Consider the following 14936-nt stretch of genomic DNA (forward strand, 5'->3'; position numbering starts at 1 on the left):
ATTTACGTCTTCTTCTGCATCGACTTTGGGCCAAGAGGATGGTCCGCATGAGGATACGGCGCGTGATGGTGCCCGTGATCATGGCCGTGGCCGTGGCCGTGATTATGGCCATGGTCGTGATCATGGGAATGCCCATGTGCATGGTCATGACCGTGGTCGTGGTCGTGGTTGTGATGATCGTGAGCATGGTGACCACCGCAGCCGCAATTGGGGCCATGCTCGTGTGCTGCACTCTTGCCGCTGGACGGCGCATTCATCACGGCTTCCAGACCGGCATCGGGCGCCGCGTTTAACAGATGGCCATATTTGCCGCCAAGCGTGGTGGAGGCTGCATAGTCAAACGCCGGTTCCAGGTCGTTCGGTTCGGCGTGGGAGTGGACGGGCGTATAGGGCAAGCCATGCTCCTTGCAGAAATCGGGATCGCGGCAGGAGGCGTCACAATCCCCCTTGCACGGACAGTTTTCCAGTCCGCCACCAATACCCTCGACATGGTGGTGATGGCTTTCCTGGCGCTGGCCGACATCGGCTTCGAAGCCAAGAACCTGTTCGCGGTATTTGCACATCTGACAGTTCATGACGGCCGCGCCTTCGAGGATCTCCCGGACACGGTCCTGGAAGGCATCAAGAACCAGCGGGTGGTCGTTCAGATAGCTTGCCTTGACGAACTGGATCTCTGGATGACGCGCCGCGACCTCATCTGTGTAGCTGTAGATGCGCTTGACCAGGACGCCGGTGAAGAGGAAGTACGGGAACACGATGATGCGCTTGTAGCCAAGCTTTGCGGCATGGGTGAGACCCGGCTCGACAAGCGGAAATGTCACGCCGGAATAGCAGGTCTCGCCCCAGCCGAAGCCCATGCCTTCCCAGAGCATGCGCATGACCTTGGTAGCATTGGAATTGGCATCCGGGTCTGACGATCCGCGGCCGACGACCATCAACAGCGTATCGTGCTTCTCGACAAAGCCGAGGGCTTCGTTCGCCTCGTCGACAGCCGTCTGGATCCGGTCGCCGGCGGCCCGGATCATTTTCAAGTCGATCCCGAGTTCGCGGCCGTAATTGATCACCATGCCCGGGTTCTGGGCCTGGTATGTGTTGAGGACGGAGGGGATGTCGTTTTTGGCGTGGCCAGCAGCAAACAGCATGCCGGGCACAGCCAGAACCCGCGTCACGCCCTTTTCGCGCAAGCTGTCGAGACCGGAAGCGATGACCGGATTGCAGAATTCAAGGTAACCGTATTCGACCGGCATATCGGGATTGCGCGCGCGCAGCGCCTGCGCGATCACGGCAAATTCCTTCGCCGCATTCTGATTGCGGCTGCCATGGCCACAGACCATGATTCCGAGTTTTTCCGCCATGTCGGCCTCCTGCTTCGTTGCTCTCCCTGTACGAAGCGCCGGACGCGCGCGGTTTGCAGCACGGTCCATGGCCTTTGGGACAGCTCCGGAATTGGCCCCCTGCTTGGGTCGGCCGCACCGGACTATTTCCAGCCTGTCGAACAGGCGCCGTCGCACATTACCCTGAGCTTTATCGAAGCGTCATCAAACGGTCAAACCAGATTGCGGCGCATTCTATGATGGAAGCGCCAGTCCACAGAGCCGACCGTCGCAGGACGGGTCAAACGCAGTTGCCCACTTTGCGGCTTTGGTGCACAAGGGCCGCACCCCAGACAAACCCGAGTGTCCCCGTGGCCGATCTCGCCCTGCACACCCTTGCCCTCCTGTTCGTTGCTGCCTTCATTGCCGGCTTTATCGATTCAATTGCCGGTGGCGGCGGATTGGTCACCATACCGATCATGCTGATTGCCGGTATCCCGCCGCTAGAAACATTGGGAACGAACAAGCTGCAGTCGATGTTCGGGGCCGGCTCCGCGACACTCGCATACGCCCGTAAAGGCCATGTCGATCTGAAAAAACAGTTGCCGATGGCGGGGATGGCGACACTTGGTGGCGCGCTTGGCGCCTTGATCGCCACGATCGTGCCGGGCGACGTTCTGCGGGCGCTGATGCCCTTCCTGCTTGTCGCCATCGCACTCTACTTTGCACTTAAGCCGAATATTTCCGACGAAGACCGTCACCAGCGCATTGCCCCCCTTGTGTTCGGCCTGACATTCGTTCCCCTGATCGGCCTCTATGACGGCGTCTTCGGTCCCGGCACAGGTTCCTTCTTCATGCTCGCCTTCGTGTCCCTTGCCGGGTTCGGCATGCTCAAGGCGACGGCTCATACCAAGCTTCTCAATCTTGGCTCGAATACCGGCGCCTTTCTGATCTTCCTGCTCAACGGCGTGGTGTTGTGGAAAGTCGGCCTGATGATGGGTATCGGGCAGTTCCTCGGCGCGCAGACAGGATCGCGTTTCGCGATGAAAAAGGGAGCCAAGATCATCAAGCCACTGCTGATCTTCACCTGTGTGGCTCTCGCCATCCGACTGCTGATGGATCCGACAAACCCCATTTGGGTCTTCCTTGGCATCTAAGTCGAGCAAGCAAGGGTGCGTTTACAACGGCTACAGCCGTTCGATTGCAGGTCGAATGACGTTAGGGCGATACCGTGACTAAGCGCGCGGAACCGTGCAGTCGTCGTCCAATACCCCTAGATCGCTGAGAATTGACGCCACCGGCCGATTTTTTGCACCATGGGCAGGGCATGGAACACCGGCGATTTCATCACCTAATCCTTTTCATCACCCATGCCGTCTTCAGCAAGGGCTTGGCGAATGCGCATCACGATTTTCACCATCGGCACCGAGGGTGATGTCCGGCCCCTCGTTGCGCTAGGCGTCGCCCTTGCACGGTGTGGCCATGCCGTGACCGTGGCGACGGACCAGAGTTGCGCAGACCTCGTCACCGCCAACGGCCTCGACTATTTCAGGCTCTCTGGCGATTTTCACACCTGGATGCGACAGGACAAGGATCTGCAGGGCCAAGGACTGGCCACGCTCGCGATGATCCGGAAGTTCCGCGCCCAGCTGAAGCTGCTTGCCGCTGACTGGCCTCAACAGGGACTGGCAGCGGCAAAGGATGCCGATCTTCTGATCGGAAACGGCATGGTCTTCCTGCTGGCAGCAGCACTTGGCGAACGCCTTGGCGTGCCTGTTGTCGAAACACAGCTGGTTCCCACCCTGCCTTCGGACAATCCGCCACTCATGCCGCTTCCGCACTGGATGTATCGGTTACCGGCATGGGTCAACCGGCGTCTCGGTCAACTCTCGCGCCGAATGGTCTGGCATGTGATGAGCCCGGCCTATCAGGAGGTTGTCCGCCCGACACTCGGCCTTGCGCGCTATGCCGGGCGCGGGCCGCTTACATCCGTGGAGGCAGCCCATCTTCGGCTCTTCGGCTATAGTTCCGTTCTGGCACCACCGCCGTCGGATTGGCCCGCTACGATCGCAGTCACCGGTCCCTGGGTCCTGGACACGACCGGCGGCTTCGAACCGTCACCGGCGTTGCTGGCCTTCCTCGCATCGGGCGCGAAGCCGATCTATGTCGGTTTCGGCAGCATGTTCAGTGCCGATGCCGAGGCTCTCACCGCGATGATCCGCGCCACGGCACGGGCTACCGGACGGCGCTTCGTTCTGGCGACTGGCTGGGGTGGTCTGGACGGCGCGCAGATTGCGGCTGACGATCCAATCCACGTCGTGCGCCACGTGCCGCATGACTGGCTCTTTCCCCGTATGGCGGGCGCCATTCACCACGGCGGGGCCGGAACGACGATTGCCGCAGCACGGGCTGGAATTCCCTCCATTGTCGCGCCGGTCTTCGGCGACCAGCCCTTCTGGGCCTCGCGCCTCCATCGGCTCGGGGTCGCGCCCCCGGCTCTTGCCCGTAACAGCCTTACCGTCGACAAGCTCGCAGCGGCGATCCGAAGGATCGAAGCACCAGATATGCGGGCATCCGCCGAAGCATTGGCCAAGCGTCTGCGGCAGGAAGACGGCTCAGCGACGGCGATTTCCCGTCTGCAAGCCGAAGGCCTGCTCGACGAGCCGCGCCTGCGGCAAAGCCTGGAAAGCGCTTGACCGGCACGCTCTCGGGACGCGCCTCAATTGCGTTCAGTATTCGACGCCAATCTGCGCTTTGATGCCCGAGCGGAACGGATGCTTGACCAACTCCATCTCCGTCACCAGATCGGCGCGCTCGATCAGCTCTTCCTTGGCGTTTCGACCGGTCAAAACCACATGAGTCATCTCCGGCTTCTCGGTCTCCAGAAACTCCAGAACCTCGGAGAGATCAATATAGTCGTATCGGATGGCGATGTTGATCTCGTCCAGCAGCACCATCAAGTTCGAGGGATCGCGGATAAGGTCCTTGGCCTTTTGCCAGGCGGCCTGGGCCATGGCGATATCGCGTGCCTTGTCCTGGGTCTCCCAGGTAAACCCCTCACCCATGGTGTGAAATTCGCAGAGATCCGAGAAGTGGCGGAGGATCAGGTCCCGCTCGCCCGTCGACATGGCCCCCTTGATGAACTGGACGACCGCGCATTTGCGACCATGGGCGATATGACGGAAGATCATGCCGAAGGCGGCGGAGGACTTACCCTTACCCTTGCCGGTATGGACGATGATCAGGCCCTTCTCGTCGGTCTTGGTCGCCATGATCTTGTCTCGGGCGGCCTTCTTCTTCGCCATCTTCTCGGCGTGACGGGCGAGATCGGCCTCTGGAGCAGGAATGTCTTCTGTCATCGTTCAGTCCTTTTCAAATGTCTTGGCGAACCAGATTCGGGCGGGCCGACCTTCCGTCTCCGGGAGACGGCCGATCTCGACATAGCCCGCGCGCAGATAAAATCGCGGCGCCTGGAAGGAGAAAGTATCGAGATAAACCCCAGCAAGCCCCAACCGTTTTGCTTCCATCTCGGCTTTGGACAGAAGACGCGCACCGATACCCCGGTTGCGCGCGGCCTCGGCAACGGCCAGATATTTAACAAAGAGCCAGCCCTGAATTTCCAAGGCAAACAGTCCGCCGACCAGCTCCCCGTTGTCATCCTCGGCCCGGATCTGCAAATCGCATCCGTCAAAGGGTTTCCCGATTGCGGTCGCGGTACGGTCGAGGATGTCGAGCGTCGCGGCGATAAAGGCCTCATCCTTGTCATCGACGACGTCGATACGGATCGCATCCGTCATACGCCGCCCTCGCTCTTCGGCAGATCGTCGACCACATTCAGCCAGTCGACGCGCTCGTCCCAGTGCCAGTGCTCACGAATGGGCACGAACAATCCGGTATCAAGGCTTGCGACATAGAGATCAATGTCCTCGGGGCGGCGTTCCGTCTCGAAGGACATGGGTGAACCGCAGGTGCCGCAGAAACCACGGCGCACCCCCGGAGACGAGGCGTAGTAGCGCAGACTGTCGCCGACAAGTTCGGTACCCTTTCGAGGGACCGTGAAGAAGGTCGTGACGGGTGATGACGCCGCACGGCGACAGCTCTCGCAATGGCAGTGGCCAGAGGTGCGCACCAGGCCGCTCGTCTTGTAGCTTACGGCGCCACACAGGCACCGACCGCTCAACGGCATTGCCCTTCCCACAGCTGCTTCAGTCATGCTGTCCTCCTCCAGCCAGTTCGACGAGGGAGAACTTGGCGGAATTGCTCTTCGGCGTCCACAAGCCACGCTCGATCGCCTCGATCAGCCGCCCGGCCAGTTCCTTCTGAGCTGGCGCATTTTTCTCAGTCATGAACTCGCGCACGCGCTCATCCAGAATAAAGGCCCGATAAACCGCTTCGAAGTGATGGTCGCGAACAGCCCCTGTGGTGGCTGCAAAGGCGAACATGTAATCGACCGTGGCGGTGATCTCGAAGGCACCCTTGTAGCCGTGGCGCATCACGCCCTCGATCCACTTGGGATTAACGACGCGTGCGCGGACGACGCGGCCGATCTCTTCCTCAAGGCTGCGGATGACCGGCTTTTCCGGCCGCGAATGGTCGTTGTGATAAACCTTCGGCCTGCTCCCCGCGACGTGCTCGACCGCCGCCGTCATGCCGCCTTCGAACTGGTAATAGTCGTCGCTGTCGAGCAGATCGTGCTCGCGGTTGTCCTGGTTCTGCACCACGGCTTCGACCGAGCGCAGGCGCTCCTCGAACAGGCGGCGTTCGGCTTTTCCTTCTTCACCGGCGCCATAAGCATAAGAGCCCCAGACCAGGTAGCTTTCGGCGAGATCGGCGCGGTCGCTCCAGCCCTTCTCGTCGATCAGCGCCTGCAGGCCTGCGCCATAGGCTCCAGGCTTGGAACCGAAGACACGGTAGCCGGCGCGGCGGGCCGCCTGCTTTTCGTCGAGCCCTTCGCCCTTGAGCTTTTCGGTTTCGGCCTTCACGCGTGCGGCAATCGGATTGTCGCTTTCGTCCTCGTCAAGACCCGCCACCGCCCGCACAGCCTTGTCGAAGAGCGTGATCTGTTCGGGAAAGGCATCGCGGAAAAAGCCGGAAATGCGCAGTGTAACATCAACACGCGGACGGCCGAGTACGGCCTGCGGGATTACCTCGAAGCCGGTGACACGACGGGATGCCATATCCCAGACCGGTTTGACGCCGATCAGTGCCAAGCCTTGCGCAATATCATCGCCACCAGTGCGCATATTGGACGTGCCCCAGGCCGTCAGGCCGAAGGAGGTCGGCCATTCGCCATTGTCCTGTACATAGCGCTGGATCAGGAGTTCGGCCGACTTCTTGCCGAGTTCGTAAGCCGCCGGTGTCGGCACGGCACGGCTATCGACGGAGTAGAAGTTGCGGCCGGTCGGCAGCACGTCCGGTCGGCCCCGAGTGGGTGCGCCAGAGGGCCCAGGAGGTACGAAGGTTCCGGCCAACCCCTTCAGCAGACCCTCGATTTCGGCGGTACCGGACAAGACGACGGCGGGTTTGAGGCGTGTTTCGATCTCGGTGAGAACGGCTCGGGTCCGCGGCCAATTCTCAGGGCAAGCGATCTCTCCGGATACGAATTTGGCAGCGAGCAGTTCAATGCGCTCGACGGTGTCGCCATGGGTGCGCCAGGGCGCATCGGTGAGATCGGCGAGGATCGCCGGTTTCTCTCCGGTCCAGGGATCGGAGAGCACGCAGTCGAGAGGATCGAATGGCATTCCGTCATCCGCCGCAATCGCCCGCTGCAAACTGGCGTCGCCACCCTCGCCCATGCCACGCGGCACCCGTGCGAGCGCCACAACGAGATCCGTCAACAGCCGGCCTTCGGGCGCCCGACCGAAGATATGCAAGCCGTCTCGGATCTGCATTTCCTTCAGGTCGCAGAGATAGGCGTCGAGCTTCTCCAGCGCCGTTTCCTCGGCCTCGCCCTTGGTTATGCCCGCATCCTGATCAAGGCCGATATCGGCGATCAGGTCGAGGATCTGCGTCTTCAGTAAAACGAGACGGCGCGGATCGCTGCCCGATGCCTCGTAGTATTCGTCGACCAGCGCCTCCAGATCCTTCAGCGGCCCATAGCTTTCGGCGCGCGTCAAAGGTGGCGTCAGGTGGTCAATGATGACGGCGGAGGATCGGCGCTTGGCCTGCGTGCCCTCGCCGGGATCGTTGACGATGAAGGGATAGAGATGCGGCATTGGTCCGAACACGGCTTCGGGAAAGCAGGTTTCGGACAAGGCCAGCGCTTTGCCTGGCAGCCATTCGAGATTGCCATGCTTGCCCATATGGATGACAGCTTGAGCACCAAATTCGCGGCGCAGAAAAGCGTAGAAGGCAAGATACCCATGCGGCGGCACGAGATCCGGTGAGTGATAGGTTTCCTTGGGGTCGATATTGTAGCCACGGGCTGGCTGAATGCCGATGACCAGCTTTCCAAAGCGCATCAGTGGCAGGGCGAAGGATCCGTCGAGATGAAAGGGATCATGAACCGGATCACCCCAGCGCCCCACGACTCTTTCTTGAACTTCTTTCGGAAGAGATTGGAAGAAGTTTTTGTATTCACTTACAGCTAACCGTTCACGGATGATCCGCCCATCGGTCGCCGCATTGGTTGGGCCCGCCATCAAAGACTGGATCAACGCGTCGCCATCTTCAGGAAAATCGCCGACATCGTAGCCCGCGATCTGCATCGCCCGCATGACCTCGATCGTGCCGGCCGGCGTATCGAGCCCGACGCCATTGCCGAGACGGCCGTCACGGTTCGGATAATTGGCCATGACAAGCGCAACACGCCGCTGAGACGGCTCGGTATTGCGCAGTCGGACCCAGTTGGCGGCAAGCGCTGCGACGAAGCGCATGCGGCCCATATCGGGCTCATGGCTGACCAGATTGGTCTCTACCCGTTCGTCAAACCGGGCCTTCGACTTGAAGGAGACCGCACGCGTGAGCACGCGGCCATCGACTTCCGGCAGGGCGACGCTCATGGCCAGATCGCGGGCGCTCAGGCCTTGCGTTGATGCCTCCCAGGTGCTGCGTGGCGATGATGAAAACAGCGCCTGGAGAACTACGGCACCCGTTTCATCTAGGACGGTCCCGGAGTTGCGCGCCCCCGGCGTCGAGACAGCAAAGCCAGTTGTATTGATCACCACGGCCGGTGGCGCCTGGACTAAGATCGTTCTCAGTGTATCCACGGAGACCTGGTCTTTCAGGCTCGATACGAAAATCGGAAGCGGCGTGAGGCCCTCTGCCTGCAGCGCACCGATCATCGCTTCCACCGGCGCCGTTTCGCCGCTCTGAACAAGGGCCCGGTAGAAGCAGATGGGGACGACATCCCCTCTCGTTGGTTCCGGGGCAGTGTTCAGGGTTAAAGGCCGATCTTGCTCGGTGCCATGCCCCTTATCCGCTTTTCGGGCACCCTCTCCTTGGCCACGGGCTGAAGGAAGAGCCAGCGCTCGCCATTCCTCGACACCCATCACGCCCCGGCCCGGCCACCAGATTCCGGCCTTCAGCAAAGGGCGCGCCGGTTCGGGTTTTTCTACATCAGCCAGCATTGCCTCGGCATAGGCCACGAAGGCCCGGGCATTCGCTTCGCCACCCTCGGTCAAGTAGCTCCACAGGGCCTGTCGATCCTGCTCCATGCAGGCTTGAAATGGCTCCAGCCCGGCATCGGGCTTGTCGTCACCTGGCAGGACGATGATGGCGGCACCGGACCTTCGCGCTGCCGCATGCAGAGCCTCCAGCGCATACTGAAAATAGCTTGCCCCGCCGAGCGCCCGCACCACGATCAGCCGCGCATGGCGCGCGGTTCGCTCGATATAGGTGTCGACCGACATCGGGTGCTTCAACGCCATCAGGCTCGCAAGCCGCCAGGAAAACGTCTCGTCACCCCTTATAGCAACGGCTGCGGCGACGGCTGCCAATTCCGTGTCCGCCGCCGAGAGGAACAGAACGTCCCCGGCCGTTTGGCCGAGGTCGATTGCCTCGTCGCCGTCGCTGATCGACCCCTTCTGGGCAAGAAGCAGATGCATATCAGGCCGCGGCTGCCTCGACGTCCTCAACGACCGAGGCGAAATCCCATTCATGCAGTCCGATCACCACCAGGCGCGTTTCGCGCTTTTCGCTAGATGTCCAGGGGCGGTCGAAATACGTGTCGACGCGAGTTCCGACGGCCTGGATGACGAGGCGCATGGGCTTGCCGGGCACGTCGATGAAACCCTTGAGGCGAAGAATGTCGTGCTTCTCGATGACAGGCTTCAGCCGATCAATAAAGGCCGAGGGATCGGAGACTTCACCCAGCTTCAGAACAAAGCTTTCGAACTCATCGTGATCATGGTGGTGATCGTGGTCGGCGCCAGAGGCATGCAGCGCCTCATGCTCCAGTTCATGATGGGACTTGCGATTGTCGATATCGTCTTCAGTGCTGGCGCCGATCCCGAGCAGGACGAGCGAGGGCACTTCGCCGTTCTTCGCCTCGATCATCGAAGGTTTGCGGCTGGTGCGACCGGTCACCTCGGCGCGCACGGCAGCAATGCCAGTGGCGTCGAGCAGATCGGTCTTGTTGAGAACGATAAGATCGGCACAGGTCAGCTGATCCTCGAACAGTTCCTCGATCGGGCTTTCATGGTCGAGGTTGTCATCCTCGGCACGCTGTGCCGCGACCGCGTCATGATCATCGGCGAAGCGGCCCGCCGCGACGGCGGCACTATCGACCACGGTGACGACGCCATCGACGGTCACACGTGTGCGAATGTCCGGCCAGTTAAAGGCGGCGACCAGCGGCTGCGGCAGAGCCAGGCCCGAGGTCTCGATGACAATGTGATCCGGCTTTACATCGCGATCGAGCAGCTTTTGCATAGTTGGCACGAAGTCGTCTGCAACCGTGCAGCAGATGCAGCCATTGGTCAGTTCGATGATGTCGTCTTCCGTGCAATTGTCAGCGCCGCAGCCCTTCAACACGTCGCCATCCACGCCAAGATCACCGAATTCGTTGATGATGAGAGCGATCTTCTTGCCGCCAGCATTCATCAGCATGTTGCGGATGATGGTGGTCTTGCCCGCACCGAGGAAGCCAGTGATAACGGTCGCGGGGATCTTCTTCTGCAACATGGTTCAACCCTTCATTTTCAGCGGCAATCCGGCCGCAACGAAATAGACGTCTGTCGCCTCTACGGCGATCGACTGGTGGAGGCGGCCGGCATGGTCGCGGAAGGCACGAGCCATCCGGTTTTCCGGCACGATGCCGAGACCGACTTCATTGGAAACAAGGATGATGGAAGCGCTTAGTTTCGGGAGCAGCGCGGCAAGAGCTACGCCCTCGGCATCCACGTCTCGCCCCTCCTCCATCATCAGATTGGTGACCCAGAGCGTCAGGCAATCGATGAGGATGACGCTGTCGGATCGATCGAGCAATTTCAGTGCACCGACCAGATCGAGAGGTTCTTCATGCGTCGTCCAGGCATCGCCGGCGCGGTCTGCCTTGTGGGTCTCAATGCGGGTTTGCATCTCGTCATCCCAGGCACGGCCGGTGGCAAGATAGATGCGGTTAAGCCCGCTTTTGCGCGCCAATCCTTCGGCAAAACGCGATTTGCCGGACCGGGCGCCGCCAAGCACCAGTGTGGAGAGCCGATCATGGCCGCTCATGGCCGTCCTCCGTGGAGGGAGCCTATGGCGCGCGCAAACCGTCGACGGCCCCGGCAGGGACAGCCCATCTGAAACGTCGCCACGACAACCTCCGTGCTGGCAACGGGGAAATTTCCCCAATGTGGACACCATGTCCGCCGGATGGCAGGTCTCCTGGCTCACAGGTCGTGGCGCTTAGCCAACGGGTCTCCCTCGCCTTCCCGGAGTTTAGAGGCGACACGAAAGAGCGGACGATTCGTAGAGAAAGAGGCGTCCTGCCCCGGCTGATCGTGTCGCCACCCCAGTGGCTTTTCCGGCTTTGGCGAAGAACGGAGCAACGAACGCACCATGCGTATGCTGCCCGCCCAGCTTCATCCGGATAGGAGACCCTCGCTGCAATACAGTCGCGGGGTCGGCTGCGTTCGACATGCCCGACCTGGGTCCATGTCCTCGCATTCCCTTTTGCTTTCCGGATTGCATTCCTGCGATCCGAAAACCATCCGACATCAGAATTAGGCGGCCCCAACGCGCAAGTCAATCACGCCGACGACATGGGTTGGCGCGTCCACATGAGGACAAACAGTCACAGGGAAGGCATTCAGCGCTATGGCGCGAGGCAGTTCGGGTTGGTGGTCGCATCGCAGCCTTTACCGAGTCGGACGGCTCCGCTGGCGCCATCCGTCACCGTGCTGGGAGGCCTCGCCGCAGCGCGTGGCGGTGGCGCCTGAACGGGCGCATCTCCGTTTGCGGCAGGCGGCAGTGGGGCCTTCGTCGGCAAGGTCGGCGCGCGGGCGTCAGGGCGTGCTGCCTCTGCAGGTTTTGCAGGCCAAGCCGCGATCTGATCCATCAGCCGGGTCGACAGCGTCCGTTGTGGGGGTAGCCGTCTAACCTGCGGTGTTTTCAGCGAAAAGGCGTAACGGATGCGAGCTGCAATCTCCTCCGCCAAAGCCTCATTGGCATAACGCGGATCGTCTGTCGGCGCGTTGGCCACCAGCTGGCCCTCAGCCACCGGTTCGCCAGTTTCGACGGAGGTGGCGGTCACCGTAAAGCGGGCGCGGTCCATGCGGCGGCGCGCATTATCACCCTTGTCCAGGCGATCGATACGAACGAGAAGAACGACCCTTTGGGCGCCTTGCGGCGGGCGGGTTGCAGCAATCGCCGATCCCACCCGCTGATCGACGCTGCTGAGCAGATCAAGTGGCAGAGTGGCATTCGCCATCACGCTGACGCTGCGGATATTGTAGACGAGCGGCCTGCCGGTCCCCGCATTCGGCAAGCCGATACAGGAGGAAAGGCAAAGCATGAGCCCGAGCGCAATGATCGAGCGGAAGCTGCGGGCGAGCATTTCGGTCCCTGGCTGCTGATTCTACCAGCCAGAGCATCAGCCCATCATAGTTATCGACCGGTTAATCCCGCGACTGAAGGGCCGTAAACAACGACGCCGCAGCAGCGAATTCCCGGTAACGGCTTTCGCGTCTTGCTTGGGCCTCGGCATCCGTCCCCCAATGTTCGATTGTCCAGTCTTCATCGAGATGGGCAAGCGACCAGACATCGTCGAGATCAAAGGCGCCTTCGGCAAAGGCGAGACCGAGAATAGCCGACCCTGTCAGCGTCGTGACAACATTGATAGACGACAGGGCAAACGCGTCGCGATGCCGTTCCAGCGCCGCGGCGTATGCGGAGATGGCCTCAGATGGCTGAGCCTGGTGGATCACACCCTCTGCCAGAATGAAGCGCGCTGCATGCGCCTCGGCGATCCATGCCAGCACGGGGTCCCAGCGCGCAGCCTGGCGCTCAACGAGTTCCTTTGGGGCCTCGGCGCGGTAGCAAAGCATGTCCGAACCGGCAAAAAGCACGATCTCGTCAAAAACGGCATCAAGGCTCTGACTGACGGCGTCAATGGCGGTGTTGGACAGTCTCGTGATCGGCATGGTGCCAGGGTCAATCTCCTCGCCCTGCCCTGCCCATTCGGCAGCCACCAGTTCGGCAACCTCCAGGGTCGGCAGCACAAGGGCGTTCTTGGCCGGCGTCTTTACGGACTTGCCATCAAGCAGGATAGCGAAACCGCCCTCGTTCTCACCGATCGTCACGTTTGTGTAGAACCGCTTCGGCAGCGGGTGTTTCATCTGGATCTGCGCCCGCCGGACAGGATCTGCGTGGCTGGGTTCCGGCACGAATGTGCCAAAGATGTCCTGGCTGAGTTCGTCACGCATGTCAGTCTCCTCGAGCATTTCCAGCAAAAGCGCCTTGTTGGGTTTGCGTCCGGAAATGCGAAACAACAATCAGATAGGGCATGTCGGGCGACCTTGCGCCACCCGAGACAGCCTAGTGAATATAGGCCAGAAGGTCGGCCGGTTGGGTCACGACGGCGTCAGCGCCGGCTTTCCAGAGGTTGTCGACGTCAGCATACCCCCAGGACACGCCGATTGCTGTGGCGCCGGCAGCCTTGGCCATCTGCATGTCATAGATCGCATCACCAATCACGATCGTCTCGCGCGGTGCGATACCCGCCTCGGCGCAGCATTCGGCGACCATGGCCGGATGCGGCTTCGAAGGGCAATCATCGGCGGTACGGTTGAACAGGAAACGCTCCTTCAAGCCGTGCCCCTCCAGAATGATCTCGAGCCCACGCCTCGACTTGCCGGTCACGGCACCGAGCAAGATGTCGTCGCGGGCGATCAGCGTGTCGAGCACGGCGCGCATGCCGTCAAACATGGTTTCGCCAAAGCCGGACGTCTCGCGCACGTCTCGAAAGATCGATTTGTAGTGCGCCGCCATGGCAACAGCCTCATCGTCGGCATGGGGCTTGCCGTCCATGCGCGCGATGGCAATATCGAGCGTCAGTCCGATGATCGACTTTGTCGTCTCGAATGCCGGCTCCGGCTTGCCAAAGGCCATAAAGCTGTGGCGCATGACCTCATGGATCAGGCCTGCGCTGTCGACCAGCGTCCCGTCGCAATCAAAGAGAACCAGCTTCATTCGTCGTCCCTGTCACCATCGCGCTGGTCGAGGCCGAGCAGGTTCCAGGTCTGAACCATATGCGGCGACAGGGGTGCCGTGACCTTGAGACGCCCGCCATTGGGATGGGGCAGATCGATGGAGCGTGCATGCAGATGCAGACGCTTCTGCACACCGCCCGGAAAATCCCAGTTGTGGTCGTCGATGAAGTATTTCGGGTCGCCGATGATCGGATGGCCAATATGCAGCGCATGCAGGCGCAGCTGATGGGTGCGCCCCGTATAGGGTTCCATCTCCAACCAGGCGAGATTCTGGGCCGCGGTATCGATTACACGGTAATAGGAGACGGCGTGGTCGGCGCCCTCTTCACCATGACGGCAGACCCGCATGCGGTCGCCCTCGTCGGTCTGGTCCTTGACCACCCAGGTCGAGATCTTGTCTTCCAGCTTGCGCGGCACGCCCTTGACCAGAGACCAGTAGATCTTCTTGGTGTCGCGCTCGCGGAAGGCCGCCGTCAGCTTCTGGGCGGCGCCACGCGTGCGGGCGACGACCAGGACGCCGGAGGTATCGCGGTCGAGGCGGTGCACGAGGCGCGGCTTTTCACCCCGCTTGCTGGTCCAGGCTTCCAGCATCTGGTCAATGTGACGGTTGAGGCCGGAACCGCCCTGCACAGCAAGGCCGGCGGGCTTGTTCAGCACGAAGACCTTTTCGTCCTCATGCAGCAGCATGCGCGACAGAAGTTCGTGGTCGTCACCATGTTTCAAGTCGTGACTGGCGATCGGGCCGGTCTTCTTGGCGTCGACATCCATGGGTGGAATGCGCACAACCTGACCGGGCTGAACTCGGGCATCTGTCTTGACGCGGCCGCCATCAACGCGGACCTGACCCGAGCGCAGCAGTTTCTGCAACGCACCGAATCCGAGGCCCGGGTAATGGACCTTGAACCAACGGTCGAGCCGCATGCCCGCCTCGTCAGCCTGGACGGTGATATGTTCGATGCCAGCCATCAGTCTTCTTTCATCCTTGCGG

General features: G+C 61.3%; 13 protein-coding genes and 1 riboswitch. Of the genes, 2 read left to right on the forward strand and 11 right to left on the reverse strand.

Annotation, left to right across the window (positions count from 1 at the left end):
• Positions 1–2: 2 nt before the first annotated feature.
• Positions 3–1355 carry a sirohydrochlorin chelatase gene (locus ACSV9I_RS04070; RefSeq protein WP_438327434.1) on the reverse strand — a complete coding sequence of 451 codons (1353 nt, stop codon included), beginning with the start codon at positions 1353–1355 and terminating at the stop codon, positions 3–5.
• 329 nt (positions 1356–1684) lie between these two features.
• Between ACSV9I_RS04070 and ACSV9I_RS04075 the strand changes: the two genes are divergently transcribed.
• A complete protein-coding gene (locus ACSV9I_RS04075) occupies positions 1685–2470 on the forward strand; it encodes a TSUP family transporter (protein ID WP_438327436.1) in 786 nt (261 codons plus the stop codon).
• Between the two features lie 240 nt (positions 2471–2710).
• Positions 2711–4009 carry a glycosyltransferase gene (locus ACSV9I_RS04080; protein WP_438327439.1) on the forward strand — a complete coding sequence of 433 codons (1299 nt, stop codon included), beginning with the start codon at positions 2711–2713 and terminating at the stop codon, positions 4007–4009.
• Positions 4010–4042: 33 nt separating this feature from the next.
• Here ACSV9I_RS04080 and cobO read toward each other — a convergent pair whose 3' ends face one another.
• The 10 genes from cobO to ACSV9I_RS04130 all read right to left on the reverse strand — a co-directional run bounded on the left by cobO (position 4043) and on the right by ACSV9I_RS04130 (position 14914).
• On the reverse strand, positions 4043–4672 hold the full coding sequence (cobO, locus tag ACSV9I_RS04085) for a cob(I)yrinic acid a,c-diamide adenosyltransferase (RefSeq protein ID WP_054159928.1): 630 nt from the start codon (positions 4670–4672) through the stop codon (positions 4043–4045).
• Between the two features lie 3 nt (positions 4673–4675).
• Entirely contained in the window at positions 4676–5110 is a 435-nt protein-coding gene (locus ACSV9I_RS04090; protein WP_438327441.1) for a GNAT family N-acetyltransferase, read from the reverse strand.
• Positions 5107–5526, reverse strand: a complete 420-nt coding sequence (locus ACSV9I_RS04095) for a GFA family protein (RefSeq protein WP_438327444.1) — start codon at positions 5524–5526, stop codon at positions 5107–5109. Before ACSV9I_RS04095 ends, ACSV9I_RS04090 begins: the two co-directional genes overlap by 4 nt.
• Complete coding sequence (gene cobN, locus ACSV9I_RS04100) at positions 5519–9358, reverse strand: cobaltochelatase subunit CobN (RefSeq protein WP_438327446.1); 3840 nt, start codon at positions 9356–9358, stop codon at positions 5519–5521. The genes ACSV9I_RS04095 and cobN overlap by 8 nt, the downstream gene beginning before the upstream one ends.
• A gap of 1 nt (position 9359) precedes the next feature.
• Positions 9360–10436, reverse strand: coding sequence for a cobalamin biosynthesis protein CobW (cobW, locus tag ACSV9I_RS04105; protein WP_438327448.1), 1077 nt, complete (start codon positions 10434–10436; stop codon positions 9360–9362).
• 3 nt (positions 10437–10439) lie between these two features.
• A complete protein-coding gene (gene cobU, locus ACSV9I_RS04110) occupies positions 10440–10970 on the reverse strand; it encodes a bifunctional adenosylcobinamide kinase/adenosylcobinamide-phosphate guanylyltransferase (RefSeq protein WP_438327449.1) in 531 nt (176 codons plus the stop codon).
• 126 nt (positions 10971–11096) lie between these two features.
• Positions 11097–11465: riboswitch (cobalamin riboswitch) on the reverse strand.
• An 88-nt stretch (positions 11466–11553) separates the two neighbouring features.
• Positions 11554–12294 (reverse strand): hypothetical protein, encoded by a 741-nt coding sequence (locus ACSV9I_RS04115; protein ID WP_438327451.1) that lies wholly within the window; start codon positions 12292–12294, stop codon positions 11554–11556.
• A gap of 61 nt (positions 12295–12355) precedes the next feature.
• Positions 12356–13162 (reverse strand): ATP12 family chaperone protein, encoded by an 807-nt coding sequence (locus ACSV9I_RS04120; protein ID WP_438327452.1) that lies wholly within the window; start codon positions 13160–13162, stop codon positions 12356–12358.
• Between the two features lie 112 nt (positions 13163–13274).
• Positions 13275–13928, reverse strand: a complete 654-nt coding sequence (locus ACSV9I_RS04125; RefSeq protein ID WP_438327453.1) for an HAD-IA family hydrolase — start codon at positions 13926–13928, stop codon at positions 13275–13277.
• Positions 13925–14914: an RluA family pseudouridine synthase gene (locus ACSV9I_RS04130; RefSeq protein ID WP_054159935.1), complete on the reverse strand. Its 990-nt coding sequence runs from the start codon at positions 14912–14914 to the stop codon at positions 13925–13927. Before ACSV9I_RS04130 ends, ACSV9I_RS04125 begins: the two co-directional genes overlap by 4 nt.
• Positions 14915–14936: the final 22 nt, after the last annotated feature.

The organism is Rhizobium sp. G187 (assembly GCF_051549525.1).
Classification (GTDB): Bacteria; Pseudomonadota; Alphaproteobacteria; order Rhizobiales; family Rhizobiaceae; genus Allorhizobium.